Source organism: Colwellia sp. NW0002-52-1 (genome assembly GCF_057550865.1).
Map to the genome: position 1 here is coordinate 52,091 of NZ_BAAJLU010000013.1, position 13,931 is coordinate 66,021.

12 protein-coding genes are annotated in these 13,931 nt (G+C 39.3%); all 12 read left to right on the forward strand.

Going from position 1 to position 13,931, the window contains the following annotated elements; translation table 11 throughout:
- The first annotated feature begins 274 nt into the window (after positions 1-274).
- Positions 275-1,483, forward strand: a complete 1,209-nt coding sequence (locus tag AC27H3_RS13050) for a sensor histidine kinase (protein ID WP_487106837.1) — start codon at positions 275-277, stop codon at positions 1,481-1,483.
- Positions 1,470-2,810, forward strand: a complete 1,341-nt coding sequence (locus AC27H3_RS13055) for a sigma-54-dependent transcriptional regulator (RefSeq protein WP_487106838.1) — start codon at positions 1,470-1,472, stop codon at positions 2,808-2,810. Before AC27H3_RS13050 ends, AC27H3_RS13055 begins: the two co-directional genes overlap by 14 nt.
- Positions 2,811-3,060: 250 nt before the next feature.
- On the forward strand, positions 3,061-3,405 hold the full coding sequence (fliE, locus tag AC27H3_RS13060; protein WP_085301632.1) for a flagellar hook-basal body complex protein FliE: 345 nt from the start codon (positions 3,061-3,063) through the stop codon (positions 3,403-3,405).
- A gap of 45 nt (positions 3,406-3,450) precedes the next feature.
- Complete coding sequence (gene fliF, locus AC27H3_RS13065; protein ID WP_487106841.1) at positions 3,451-5,175, forward strand: flagellar basal-body MS-ring/collar protein FliF; 1,725 nt, start codon at positions 3,451-3,453, stop codon at positions 5,173-5,175.
- Positions 5,168-6,220, forward strand: a complete 1,053-nt coding sequence (gene fliG, locus AC27H3_RS13070) for a flagellar motor switch protein FliG (protein ID WP_273311882.1) — start codon at positions 5,168-5,170, stop codon at positions 6,218-6,220. The genes fliF and fliG overlap by 8 nt, the downstream gene beginning before the upstream one ends.
- Positions 6,221-6,244: 24 nt before the next feature.
- Positions 6,245-7,039, forward strand: coding sequence for a flagellar assembly protein FliH (fliH, locus tag AC27H3_RS13075; RefSeq protein WP_487106843.1), 795 nt, complete (start codon positions 6,245-6,247; stop codon positions 7,037-7,039).
- Positions 7,040-7,233: 194 nt separating this feature from the next.
- The gene (gene fliI / locus AC27H3_RS13080) at positions 7,234-8,598 is read left to right on the forward strand and encodes a flagellar protein export ATPase FliI (RefSeq protein ID WP_487106845.1); all 1,365 of its coding nucleotides are present in this window, start codon (positions 7,234-7,236) and stop codon (positions 8,596-8,598) included.
- Between the two features lie 18 nt (positions 8,599-8,616).
- Positions 8,617-9,051, forward strand: coding sequence for a flagellar export protein FliJ (fliJ, locus tag AC27H3_RS13085; protein ID WP_273311886.1), 435 nt, complete (start codon positions 8,617-8,619; stop codon positions 9,049-9,051).
- A gap of 212 nt (positions 9,052-9,263) precedes the next feature.
- A complete protein-coding gene (locus AC27H3_RS13090) occupies positions 9,264-11,567 on the forward strand; it encodes a flagellar hook-length control protein FliK (protein WP_487106847.1) in 2,304 nt (767 codons plus the stop codon).
- A 102-nt stretch (positions 11,568-11,669) separates the two neighbouring features.
- Entirely contained in the window at positions 11,670-12,209 is a 540-nt protein-coding gene (gene fliL, locus AC27H3_RS13095; protein ID WP_487106849.1) for a flagellar basal body-associated protein FliL, read from the forward strand.
- Between the two features lie 131 nt (positions 12,210-12,340).
- Positions 12,341-13,402: a flagellar motor switch protein FliM gene (gene fliM, locus AC27H3_RS13100; protein WP_487106851.1), complete on the forward strand. Its 1,062-nt coding sequence runs from the start codon at positions 12,341-12,343 to the stop codon at positions 13,400-13,402.
- 133 nt (positions 13,403-13,535) lie between these two features.
- Positions 13,536-13,928: a flagellar motor switch protein FliN gene (gene fliN, locus AC27H3_RS13105; protein WP_085301641.1), complete on the forward strand. Its 393-nt coding sequence runs from the start codon at positions 13,536-13,538 to the stop codon at positions 13,926-13,928.
- The last annotated feature ends 3 nt before the right edge of the window (positions 13,929-13,931 follow it).

Sequence of the window (13,931 nt, forward strand, 5' to 3'; positions counted from 1 at the left end):
ATTGTTTTTAATCATTCAATGGCGTTTTTTATGACTTACATTACGATGAAAACCACGATTACCGCTATAATAATAGCTTTCATTTGATCTTGTTTATCTGCTTTTTTAAGCTTGCTTTAGGAGCGTATTGCTCAGGCTATATCGTTTTTCAGCCATTTTATTGACAGCAGTTTTTATCGCTATGATTATTCTTAGTTATTGAAAAATAATAGTTTAATTGATTGGCACAATTCATGCTTTATTCGAGTGTACTTCTTTACTCGGGTAAAATATTATGGCTCTAGCCTTTTCGACATCGACCAACTCTTCATCAGCCAATACTGTGCTGAATCGTGTATTCACTTCTTTTGATAATGTGAATGGTAAGCGCGAGCAATCAACTCGATTAGAAAACGAAAATTACCCAGGCGAATTAGCATTTTTACGTCAGCAAAATAAACAACTACAGCATGTTATTGATGTTATGCCTACGGGGATGATAATGCTTGATGGTAACGGTATTGTTGTAAAAATGAACGACACAGCACAACGTTTGCTTGACGAGCCAATTTTAGGACAAGCATGGTTTGACGTGATCAAACGTTCTTTTAAACCTAGAGCCGATGACTGGCATGAAGTGTCTTTAAATGATGGTCGCCGAGTTAAATTAGAGATCACCGCTTTAGGAGGCCAACCTGGGCAGTTGATTATGATCACCGATTTAACCGAAACGCGATTATTACAAGATAAGTTAGGTCAACTTCAACGTCTTTCATCTTTAGGTCGAATGGTGTCTAAATTAGCGCATCAAATTCGCACGCCTTTATCAGCAGCAATGTTATATGGTGCAAATTTGCGCAATAAAAAGCTTACTGACGATGCTAGAGGCAATTTTCAAGAAAAACTCATGTTGCGCTTACACGATCTAGAGCAACAAGTTAACGACATGTTATTGTTTGCAAAAAGTGGCAGCAAAGCGGTAGTAGAACCCGTTAATATTAATGACCTTATTGAACAAGCCAAACAAGCGATTGAACCGCAGGTTAATCAAGCTGGCGCAAAAGTTAATGTAAATTTATGCCAGCCTAGCTGCGAAATTTTAGGCAATGTCAGTGCTTTGTCGGGCGCAATACAAAATTTAATTCACAATAGTTTATCGGTTATCAAAGAAAATGCCGTTATTGATATCAGTACTTATTGTCATAATGAATTTGCTTATATCAGTGTTAAAGACAACGGCCCCGGTATTAGTGAAGAGCTAACCGATAAAATATTCGAACCTTTTTATACCTCAAGAAGTCAAGGGACAGGTCTTGGCTTGGCCGTTGTTAAATCTGTTACTAATGCTCATCAAGGCGAAGTTAGCTTGATCAGTAAGCCCGGTGAAGGGGCACATTTTTGTATCAAAATACCTTTACTAGTAGGGGATAGTACACCTTTAAAAGCCTCGGAAAATACCCAAACAACATTTATGTCTAAGGAGCTTAGTAATGACCACAAGTAAAATTATGGTAGTTGAAGACGATGCTGGACTTAGAGAAGCACTCGTTGATACTTTACTATTAGCAGGCTACCAATGTGTAGCTGTTAACTCTGGTGAAGACGCCTTAATAAAACTGAAGTCGCATGCCGTTGATCTAGTGGTTAGCGATGTTCAAATGGGCGGCATGTCAGGACTATCGTTATTAAAAAGTATTCGTAATAGTTATCCTAAATTACCCGTTTTAATTATGACAGCTTATGGCACCATTGATGATGCCGTACAAGCGATGCGAGATGGTGCCTGTAATTATATGGCTAAACCTTTTGCACCAGAAGTTTTACTTAATATGGTCAGTCAGTATGTGCCATTGCAAGTAAACGACGGATTCGATCCAGTTGTGGCTGACGCTCAAAGTATTGAATTACTTAGGCTAGCGAAAAAGGTAGCCAACACAGAAGCATCGGTTATGGTGCTGGGTCCTAGTGGATCAGGTAAAGAAGTGCTAGCACAGTATATCCATAACTCTTCTCCGCGCAACCAAGCGCCTTTTGTCGCAATTAATTGTGCGGCAATTCCAGAGAATATGCTTGAAGCAACGCTATTTGGTTATGAAAAAGGCGCATTTACTGGCGCTATTCAGGCTAGTCCTGGTAAGTTTGAACAAGCTCAAGGTGGTACCATTTTACTTGATGAAATTACCGAAATGGATTTAGGCCTACAAGCCAAAATTCTTCGCGTATTGCAAGAGCGTGAAGTCGAACGTATTGGCGGTCGTAAAACTATTAATTTAGATGTTAGGGTAATCGCTACCAGTAACCGTGACTTAAAAGATGCGGTAAAAGAAGGCGTATTTAGAGAAGATTTATATTACCGACTTAATGTGTTCCCATTAACATGGTTACCGTTGAATGAACGTCGAGATGATATTTTACCGCTAGCGACGCATTTAATTTCACGTATTTGTCAAAAAGATGGCAATGTCATCCCAGAGTTCACACCAGCTGCTCGCAGTAAATTACTGGCATATACCTGGCCTGGTAATGTTCGAGAGTTAGACAATGTTATTCAACGTGCACTCATTTTACAAAGCGATCGTTGTATTGATGCAAACGACTTATTGATTGATAACTTTGAAACACCACAAGTACAAAGCGAAGAAGCTAGTGTAGATAAAGCCGACAAACTGGGCAGTGAGCTTAAACTGCAAGAGCATCAAATAATTTTAGATACTTTGCATGCTTGCAGAGGCAGTCGCAAAGATGTTGCTGAACGCTTGGGGATCAGTCCGCGAACTTTACGTTATAAAATTGCGCGTATGCGTGATAGTGGTATTCAGATCCCAGCTTAATATTTGTGTAATTATCGACATCTTGTTGATAAATTAGTAGCTAAAATTTTAAAAACGACGAATTCATCGTCGTTTTTTTTGTTTTTGATGTTTAACGTTTTTTATTGATTTTTAAGTGTTTTATTTTATGCTTAGACACTTATAACGCCTATTTTAACTCTCGTTTTATTGAATTATATAGCTTGGCACTATGCTTGCTTTAATCCTAGGTAATAGTAAGTAACAAGAAATTGACGCAAGCGAGATAGCCATGGATATCAAAACTAATTCTTTATACGCCCAGATGCAAAGTATGTCGATGGAAGCAATGGGAAATCGCCTTCCTATTGGTGAAGAAAATGGTATGGGCACACCGCCGGTAAGTAAAGCGGGTGGCGACTTTGGTAGCTTGTTAAAAGACGCAATAAATAATGTAAATGAACTACAACAAGATGTTGGTGCAAAGCGCACAGCGTTTGAAATGGGTGACCGCAGCGTTACCTTAGCCGACACTATGATTGCCGCTTCAAAAGCAGGTATTGCTTTCGATGCTACCGTTCAAGTAAGAAATAAGTTTGTTGAAGCTTATAAAGAAATTATGAGCATGCCGGTTTAGCTCCCATAGCTAAAAATAAAAAGATATTTAAGCGGAGATAAATCAGTGGCCGATACAACAGATAATACAAATTTAATGCTAGCCGATGGAAGCAATGACCTAGTAGCTAATGACAGTGGAAATGACTCTGTTGGCGAGCAAAAGTCGGGCTTAGCTGCTGCTATGGGGAATGTTGATTTTCTTCGTCAAATGACGATAGTAATTGCACTTGCTATTTGTTTCGCCATTGCAGTTTTTGTCATCATGTTGGCTAATCAGCCAGAATATCGCTTTTTAACTAAATTGCCAACCGAGCAATTAATTAAAACCATGGACTTTCTTGACAGTAATAAAGTGGAATATCGTCAAGAAAACAACACCATATCTGTTGAAAGCGATGAATATCAAAACGTTAAACTTATGCTTGCTCGAGAAGGCCTTACTGACGCACCTACTCAAGGTAGTGAAATTCTTATGCAGGATATGGGCTTTGGTGTGAGTCAACGTCTTGAGGGTGAGCGTTTAAAACACTCAAGAGAGCAACAACTTGCTCGTACCATTGAAGAATTGAAATCTATTTCACGTGCTCGCGTTTTATTAGCTATTCCGCGAGAAAACGTCTTTGCAAAACGCGAGAAAAACCCTTCAGCAACTGTTGTACTAACCTTACGTCGCGGTCGCTTGTTATCTGAAGAAGAAGTAGATGCCGTAGTTGATATTGTCGCTTCAGCCGTTCAAAACCTTGATCCAAATCGCGTAACGGTTACTGATCAAAATGGTAGATTATTAAATTCGGGCTCACAAGACTCTGTTTCATCTCGTTCTCGAAAAGAATTTGAAATAGAACAAAAACGTGAATCAGAATATATGGATAAAATTGATTCAATTTTAATTCCCGTTGTCGGCCTTGGTAATTACACCGCACAAGTTGATGTTGCGATGGACTTTACGAATACCGAAGAAACACAACGTCGTTATAATTCAGACTTACCAGCACTTCGTAGTGAAATGAAAGTTGAAGATAGCACAATAGGTGGCATGCTTGGCGGCATTCCTGGTGCGTTATCTAATCAACCACCGCTTGATAGTAATATCCCAGAAAATGCTACAGGTACAGGTCAACAAACGACTATGCCAGGACGTAAACATTCTGAGTCAACTCGCAATTATGAACTAGACGAAGCCATAAGTTATACTAAGCAGCAAACGGGCATTATCCATCGTATTAGTGTTTCTGTTGCTTTAGATTATATACCGGGTGTTAATGCAGAAGGTGAACCTATGCCAACACCACGCTCTGTACAAGAAATAGCAAATATTCGTCGAGTATTGCAAGGTAGTATTGGCTTTAATTTACAACGTGGTGACACATTAGACGTGGTAACGTTACCATTTTCTCGCCCTGACGCTGTTGTTGCTGAAACCGTACCGTTATGGAAAGATCCAACGATATATAAATATGCTAAATTACTTGGCGCGGTTATATTAATTTCAATACTGTTTTTTGCCGTTGTACGCCCTATGTTAAAACGTTTGATTCACCCAGAACAAACCCCGAATGATTATGGTGATAAATCACTTGATAGTCATATCGATTTAGGTGATGAAACCATGGATATGCTAACCGCCGAGTTTGATGCTGGCGCAGTTGGCTTCGCCCCTGACGGTAGTTTACAATTACCTGATTTACATCGCGATGAAGACGTATTAAAAGCCGTAAGAGCATTAGTGGCAAATGAACCGGAATTATCATCGCAAGTAGTTAAAAGTTGGTTGAACGAAGATGAGTGATGAAAATCAAGAATTAGCAACACAGCAGCCGTCTGGATTTGACGTCAATAAACTTGATGGTGGCGAAAAAGCCGCAATTTTATTGTTAAGCTTGTCAGAAGAAGATGCTGCGCAAATACTAAAACACTTAGAGCCTAAGCAAGTGCAAAAAGTGGGTATGATCATGGCCGGCATGGAAGATTTTTCTCAACAAAAAATCACCGCGGTACATAAGTTATTTATTAACGAAATTCAAAACTTCTCTACTATTGGTTTCCAAAGTGAAGAGTTTGTTCGAAAAGCATTAACTGCCGCATTAGGTGAAGATAAAGCTGGTAACCTTATCGACCAAATCGTTATGGGCGGCGGTGCTAAAGGCTTAGACTCTTTAAAATGGATGGACTCGAAACAAGTTGCCAATATTATTCGCAATGAACATCCTCAAATACAAACCATTGTTTTATCTTATTTAGATCCTGAACAATCTGCAGAAATAATGACCCAGTTTGCAGATAAAGTACGTTTAGATCTTATGATGCGTATCGCCAATTTAGAAGAAGTTCAACCGGCGGCATTACAAGAGCTTAACGAGATCATGGAGAAACAATTTGCTGGTCAAGCGGGCGCACAAGCAGCGAAAATGGGCGGCTTAAAAGCAGCTGCCGATATTATGAACTACCTAGATACTAATGTTGAAGGTATGTTAATGGACTCAATTCGTGAGCACGATGAAGAAATGAGCCAACAAATTCAAGACTTAATGTTTGTCTTTGAAAACCTTGCTGATGTAGACGACAGAGGTATTCAAGCGATATTAAGAGAAGTACAGCAAGACGCATTAATGAAAGCCATTAAAGGTGCAGACGAAGCGCTAAGAGAAAAAATTATGGCGAACATGTCTAAACGTGCCGCTGAAATGTTGGCTGACGATCTTGAAGCCATGGGGCCAGTGCGCATTAGTGAAGTAGAAGCCGCGCAAAAAGAAATCTTGGCGGTTGCTCGTCGATTATCTGATTCAGGTGAAATTATGCTTGGTGGCGGCGGTGGCGGCGATGAATTCTTATAATATAGTCTCATTGAGAAATAAATAATGTCGACGAACCCAACACCAAAATCTGATCAGCACGAAAATAAAAAATCAGCACAAGTTGATACTTGGTCTGTTCCAAATGTGCAATCAGACATAGAAGAAGTTCAAGGGCAAACCAATGCTTTAGGTAAGTCACGTAATTGGCGGTATGAACCGCCAGAAGAAAGCAATGTTGCCGAGCCGGTACCATTAACAGCACAAGACATTGAAGATATTCGCCAAGCGGCATTTGATGAAGGGTTCTCCCAAGGCAAAGCCGATGGTTTTGCTAAAGGTTTTGAAGAAGGCAAAGTTAGTGGTCACGAAGAAGGGCTAAGCACTGGTCACGAAGAAGGTGTAGCACAAGGTCTTGCTGAAGGTAAAGAGACAAGCGATCAGCAAGTTGCAGCCATGCAAGCGCTAATTGAACAATTACACCAGCCTTTACTTAACGTAGAAAAAAACGTTGAAGCACAATTATTACAGTTAGTTGTACAATTAACTCAAGCTGTCACTAAGCATGAAGCTAAAACCAATCCAGATATACTTTTATCAGCCATTGCAGAAGGCATTAAGGCCTTGCCAGGGCAAGAGTCTCAAACACAAATTCTATTGAACCCACAAGATATTAAATTGGTCGAACAACAATTCGGCGCAAGTCATATTAAAGAGCAAGGCTGGCGCTTACTTGCTGCTCCGCAGTTAAGTCCAGGTAGCTGCCAAATAGAAAATAGCACGTCGAATATTGATCTGAGTGTTAAATCACGTTTAAACGAAGTGTTGGAATCTTTTTTGCAAGAAGCACTACATCAGTAATTTTTGCTTTTAAACGTCAAGTTTTTAACGATATAGGCATTTTAAGTAGCGTACAAACGCCTAATTTGTCATTAATATCGTAGTAGCGCTCACTAAAGCCCAATGAGTACTTATTCTTTTCGCTTCAACAAAGCATAATAAACATAACAAAATTGCAAGTCGCATCGTTAAATCACCTAAAAGCGTAAACACCTATGGTTGACATAAATCGCATAACTGAACGTTTAAAAAACTGTGAAAAACTTATACACCCGCAAAGTGTTTCTGTTGCTGGGCGTTTAGTGCGTGTTGTAGGTTTAACGTTAGAAGCGGTTGGGGTTAAAGCACCTGTGGGCAGTCAATGTTTAGTGGAAACCTCTCAAGGTGATCTTATAGCTGAAATTGTCGGCTTTTCACAAGACACCACCTTTTTAATGCCAGAACAAAGTTTACAAGGCGTATTGCCAGGGGCACGTGTTGTGCCGTTATCAACTAAGGCGCGCTTACCGCTTTCTATGGATTTACTTGGCCGTGTAGTAGATGGTGTCGGTAAACCGCTTGATGGTAAAGGGCCAATAAAAGCGTCAGAAAATTACCAATACGACAGCAAACCTATTAATCCACTTTCAAGACGAGCCATTAGCGAACCTCTAGATGTTGGCGTGCGCTCAATTAATAGCTTTCTTACCGTTGGTGTAGGACAACGTATGGGCTTATTTGCTGGCTCAGGTGTTGGTAAAAGTGTGCTACTAGGCATGATGACCCGCGGAACAAGTGCTGACGTTATTGTTGTTGGACTTATTGGTGAACGTGGTCGAGAAGTCAAAGAATTTATAGAAGAAATTTTAGGTGAAGAAGGGAGAGCACGCTCTGTGGTGGTTGCTGCCCCTGCCGATAATTCGCCATTAATGCGCTTAAAAGGCTGTGAAACGGCGGTGCAAATTAGTGAATATTTTCGCGACCAAGGTTTAAATGTTTTATTACTGATTGATTCGCTGACCCGATACGCACAAGCACAACGTGAAATCGCCTTAGCAGTAGGTGAGCCGCCAGCGACTAAAGGTTATCCGCCTTCGGTGTTTTCTAAACTACCACAATTAGTTGAGCGTGCAGGTAACGGCGGTGATGGACAAGGTTCTATTAGTGCTTTTTTCACCGTATTAACCGAAGGTGATGACTTACAAGATCCCATTGCTGATGCCGCTCGCGCCATTTTAGATGGTCATATAGTTTTATCACGTAAATTAGCCGATGCAGGACATTATCCTGCGGTTGATATTGAAGGTTCAATCAGTCGTGTTATGCCTATGGTAACGAGTGCAGAGCATCAACAACTTGCGAGACAATTACGTCAAGTGTATGCGCTGTATCAAGAAAACAAAGATTTAATTTCTATTGGCGCCTATAGCAGAGGTACTGATCCAAGAATCGATCAAGCAATAGACTTGCAGCCGGTGATTCAATTTTTCTTACAGCAAAAAATGCTTGAAATTATTCCGTATGCTCAAAGTTTAACGCAGTTGCAAGAAGTATTGGCAGCAGCACAGGCTCATGCTCAACAAAATCAACCAGCACAATAACATTAAGGTGATAACACGATGAAACAGTTAAATACCTTATATAAATTTGAGCTCGATAAAGAGCAAAAAGCCTCGCAGGCATTACAAGCGGCTGAGCTTGATTATCAACAAAACCAAGAGCGTTTAAAAAATGTTAGTGATTATCGCTTAGAGTACATGCGTCGACTTAATCAGCGTTCATTAGAAGGAATAGACAGTGCAACCTATAGTCACTTTCATGCCTTTATTGCTAAATTAGATAATGCTGCTCAGCAAGTTAAAATCGCGGTGCATCAAGCTAAAGCGTTGGTTGAAACCAGAAAAAAACAATGGTTAGAGCAACGCCGCAAAATACAAGCGGTTGAGTTATTACGAGATAAAAAACTCGCCATTTTAGCGCTTGCTGCCAATAAGCAAGAGCAAAAAATGTTTGATGAAATTGCTACTCAACAATATGTTCGTCGCAATAGATAAAACTAACTCCCTTACCGTTAGTTGGTATTCATTTTAACTCCTGACTTCTGCAGATAAGAAAAATATTACAGACGAACAAAAAACTAAGCTATTCACATCGTACTAAGCCAAATCATACTTATTTAAATTGGTTTGGAATGATTTTTGCTTGGTTATCAGCAGCAAGTTACTTTTTAAATTGCGCTTATGTTTTAATTTAGGAAAGGTTGATTATGTACCAAGTGAGTTTATTGTCTTCTGATGTTGGTAAATCCTCTGATTTATTAGGAGGTAAAGGAGATGCCGCCAATAAAAATCAAGCTAATGGCAATGCGTTTTCTGATGCCATGGAGCAACATTACCCTAATAAAAGCACCACAGAAGCGGATGCTAAAAAAAGTACAGGTGGCAATTTTGAGTCGAAAGCGGCAGAACAGTCACCACTTATTGAAAAAAATGGTACTGCGATTAAACGAATACGTCATGAACTTAAAGATGCTCATACTTTACCTGTGCCTTTACCCGTTGAAGATGAATCATCAATAGCGGGCTCAACGAGTGTTATTAAATCAGCTACTTTGCCGGTTTCATTTGTAATTGATAACGAAGCTATGTCGGCTAAATTAAAAGCTGAAAAGGCCATAAATGATGATGCACACACTTTACCCGTGCCATTGCCGATTGATGATGAATCTTTAGTTACTCACCCATTAGCTGAAAACGCTTACATCATTACGGCACCGATAACAGCAGAAGAAAAAACATTAATATCTGCAGAAGAACCAAGTTTAGATCCTGCAATCAATAAAAAAGCTAACGAGCATACGCTACCTGTGCCCGTTGCTCCCACTCATGATAAAAATAATAGCATTATCGCTAATGAGGCAAGGTTAAATGCCGGCAGTTCAGCGGTGAGTTCTGATAAAGTAGCATTAGCAAGTGCATCCCAACAAGATCTGAAATCTGGCTTAAATGGTGGACAGGTTGTAGGTCAGAACTTGGCTGCAGGTACGGAAAAAAATGTTGAAAATGACGAAACAGTCGATCTGTTAAAAATGTTAAGTGGTGCACAGAAATTATTAACAAAATCAGCACAAGCCAACAGTGTAGAAAGCAGTATAAATAACAGTGTAAATAGCGGTATAGAAAAAAGTATAGATAACACTGAAATTAAACCTAATACACAACAAAATGTATCCGGTACAACCACTAAAATATCTGCTGAGTTATTACAAAATAAGCGTATAGAAACTGGAACTAGCGCGATCGATACCAAAATGCCTGCAAGTAATAAGTTGAATGAGCAAGCGATTAATGCCAATTCAACCGCCACAACAGATAAGCTAACAACGCCATCTGTAATTGATGAAATGACCAACCTTATCGAAAGCACTAAAAATGATAAAAACAAATTAGTAGATAATAAAGATATTACAAACGAAAAGTCAGTAGCATCAAATCTTTCTGATAATGATATTAGCGCCAACAAAAATAATGTCACTAAAACACTAGAGTTAGCTCAAAGCCAAGAAAACGCTATACATGAATCTACTGAACATAAAAAGGCTTTAGCGGCAGAACAATCCACTGAAAAGTTGACTAATATTAAAGGCGATGCAGTTGCTGTAGAACACACTAAAAAATCAACAGAAACCCAAACCTTTGTGAATAAAGTCAGTGCAGCTGAAACCAACGAGTCAAAATTACAAGTAGCAGAATTGAAAAAAGAAGCGAATGCGGGTGATACGGCTCAACGACCTCAGGTTAATCAAAGTACGGCAACAGTAATACCAACTTCACCAACAGATAAAAATGCTGACGGTTCACATAAAAATACCGTTATGGATGAAGCAACTAAACTAGCGAATACTTCAGATGAAGAACAAACAACGTTAAAGTCGACAGACGATAAAAAAGCCAATCAAACTGAAAAAGCAATATCAGCCTTTAATCCTGTCATTAACCATTCAGTTAATGCGCAAGCAGCTAGAACCTTAACAAGCGCTGCAGAATTAAATGCGCATCAAGAGCAAAGCTTTGAAAATACCCTTAACCAACTCAATACCAATACCGTACAAACACAGAAATCTATAACCGCTATTAACACTGAAACCATTGCCATTTATCGTAAAGATTTTGCAAATGCGGTTAAAGATAAAGTGATGGTAATGATTAATCAAAAAATTCAGCAGGTTGAAATACAATTAGACCCGCCTGAAATGGGTAATATTCACGTTAAAGTGAACCTACAAAATGAGCAAGCGGCAGTACAATTTGTTGTACAAAACCAACAGGCTAAAGACGCGCTAGAGCAAAATATGAACAAGCTACGCGAGATGTTAGCCCAAAGCGGTGTTGATGTTGGCGATGCAAACATAGAACAACGACAAGCCAGTGAGCAAAGCGAACAGGGCTTTAGTCAAACGGGCAATAACGGTACAAATGTAGAATCAGCTGAAGATAACTTCGGTGAAAATGACTCGGCAGTGCTTGATGTGGTTAAAGCTTCATCAACTGGTGTCGATTACTACGCTTAAATGATGAATAGAGCCACAATACTTGATAAAACTCTTTGGTTTAGCGGCTATTCAACGATATAGTTTAACAAGTACTTTAAAAAATCTTCAAAGGAAGGGCAAATGGCTGACGAAAAAGAACTTGAACTAGATAATTCAGGTAAAAAAAAGAAGCTGATTATTATTATCGCTATTGTCGTTATTTTAGCTGTTGGCGGCGGAGCTGCCGCATTTTTTATGCTAGGCGGCGAAGATGAAACTGCACAAGCAGGCGTTGATACTGAACTAAGCACTGATGGTGAAGCAGCAGAGTCTGGTGCAGTAGCTGAAGGCGCAGCACTTGGTTCAGCCTTGTATGTCCCTATGCCCCGACCATTTCGTTTTAATGTACCAGGCAATGCAAGAGATCGTTTTGTTGAAATTCGAGTGCAATTGCTTGTACGAGGAGCAGAAAATGAAGAAGCAGCCAAAAAGCATATACCACTTATTGAAAGTACCTTACTCGGTGTTTTTTCACAATCAAGCGCCGACGATTTAGCAACAAGTGCCGGAAAAACTTCATTAAAACAATCAGCTTTGGTTGAAGTTCAAAGCATTATGAAAGAAATTGAAGACGCCGATGTTGTTGAAAAAGTATTATTTACTGGCTTTGTGATGCAATAAAAAAATAACAGCCAGATTAGCTAAACGCACTTTATAAATGCATAAAGTGCTAAAAAACAACAACTAGTAATTTTTCCATAAAACACGAAGTAAACAGCGTAATTACATTAACAAGATAAAGAGACTGTCGAGTGAGTGATTTATTATCTCAAGAGGAAATTGATGCACTTTTACATGGTGTAGATGATGTTGAAGAAGAAGACATTGTAGAAGACTTTTCCTCAGCTGAGGGGACGATGGATTACGATTTTTCTTCTCAAGATCGTATTGTGCGTGGGCGCATGCCAACCTTAGAAATGGTTAATGAACGATTCGCTCGTCATATGCGTATTAGCCTATTCAATATGATGCGCCGATCCGCTGAAGTGTCGATAAACGGCATTCAAATGATTAAATTTGGCGAATACGTACATACTTTATTTGTGCCAACCAGTTTGAATATGGTGCGCTTTCGACCACTTAAAGGCACTGCACTCATTACCATGGAAGCTCGTTTGGTTTTCATTCTAGTGGATAACTTTTTTGGTGGCGACGGCCGTTATCACGCGAAAATTGAAGGTCGTGAATTTACACCAACAGAACGTCGCATTGTGCAAATGCTACTAAAAATTATTTTTGAAGATTATAAAGAAGCCTGGTCGCCTGTTATGGATGTTTCTTTTGAATATCTTGACTCAGAAGTAAACCCTTCAATGGCCAATATTGTAAGCCCAACTGAAGTGGTTGTTATTAGCTCTTTTCATATTGAACTTGATGGCGGCGGCGGCGATTTTCATGTGGCACTTCCTTATTCTATGTTAGAACCTATTCGAGAGCTGCTTGATGCCGGTGTACAAAGTGATAAAGAAGATACCGACATGCGGTGGTCGAAGGCGTTGCGCGATGAAATAATGGATGTGCCGGTTGAAATTTCAACAAAATTTATCGAAGTTAAATTGTCATTACAAAAAATTATGGATATGAAAGCCGGTGATATTATTCCAATTGAAATGCCAGATCATATAACGGTGTTAGTGGAGAGTTTACCCTCGTTTAGAGCTAAGTTAGGGCGTAGTCGTGATAATTTAGCATTAAAAATAGAATCAAAAATTAAACGTCCAGAGCAAGTTAAATCTGAACTTACCATTCTTACTAAAGGTGGCAAGCGCTTAGACAACGATTCTGATCTGCATTTATTAGAAGATGATTTATAACCCGTTTTAAAAGAAAATTTTAAAATAACTTGATTAAATGTGGTGTAAAAATCGCATAACAGCATAATAAGTAATAACAAACGAGTAGCGTGGATATTTTGACGGTACGCGATGAAAATTGAGGCAATGCAACATGAGTACAGATAACGAAGATGATTTGAGCCAATGGGATGAAGCAATGGATGAGCAAGCCGCATCTGAAGCTGCTGAAACTGTTGAGTTAGAAGACCTACAAGAAGATAGTGAAACTATTTCAGGTGAAGAGAAACATAAACTCGATGCTATTTTAGACATTCCTGTTACCATTTCAATGGAAGTAGGGCGCAGCCACATTAGTATTCGTAATTTATTACAGCTTAATCAAGGTTCAGTTGTAGAACTTGACCGCGTTGCAGGCGAAGCTTTAGATGTATTGGTTAATGGTACCTTAATCGCTCACGGCGAAGTGGTCGTGGTAAACGACAAATTTGGTATTCGTTTAACCGATGTTATCAGTCAAGTTGAACGAATTAAAAAGTTAAAATAGCTA

Bases quoted from the DNA above. Each gene is read 5' to 3' on its own strand.
- fliH (WP_487106843.1), top strand. From the start codon at position 6,245: ATGTCGACGAACCCAACACCAAAATCTGATCAGCACGAAAATAAAAAA.
- fliJ (WP_273311886.1), top strand. From the start codon at position 8,617: ATGAAACAGTTAAATACCTTATATAAATTTGAGCTCGATAAAGAGCAA.
- fliI (WP_487106845.1), top strand. From the start codon at position 7,234: ATGGTTGACATAAATCGCATAACTGAACGTTTAAAAAACTGTGAAAAA.
- AC27H3_RS13050 (WP_487106837.1), top strand. From the start codon at position 275: ATGGCTCTAGCCTTTTCGACATCGACCAACTCTTCATCAGCCAATACT.
- AC27H3_RS13055 (WP_487106838.1), top strand. From the start codon at position 1,470: ATGACCACAAGTAAAATTATGGTAGTTGAAGACGATGCTGGACTTAGA.
- fliG (WP_273311882.1), top strand. From the start codon at position 5,168: ATGAGTGATGAAAATCAAGAATTAGCAACACAGCAGCCGTCTGGATTT.
- fliL (WP_487106849.1), top strand. From the start codon at position 11,670: ATGGCTGACGAAAAAGAACTTGAACTAGATAATTCAGGTAAAAAAAAG.
- fliN (WP_085301641.1), top strand. From the start codon at position 13,536: ATGAGTACAGATAACGAAGATGATTTGAGCCAATGGGATGAAGCAATG.
- AC27H3_RS13090 (WP_487106847.1), top strand. From the start codon at position 9,264: ATGTACCAAGTGAGTTTATTGTCTTCTGATGTTGGTAAATCCTCTGAT.
- fliE (WP_085301632.1), top strand. From the start codon at position 3,061: ATGGATATCAAAACTAATTCTTTATACGCCCAGATGCAAAGTATGTCG.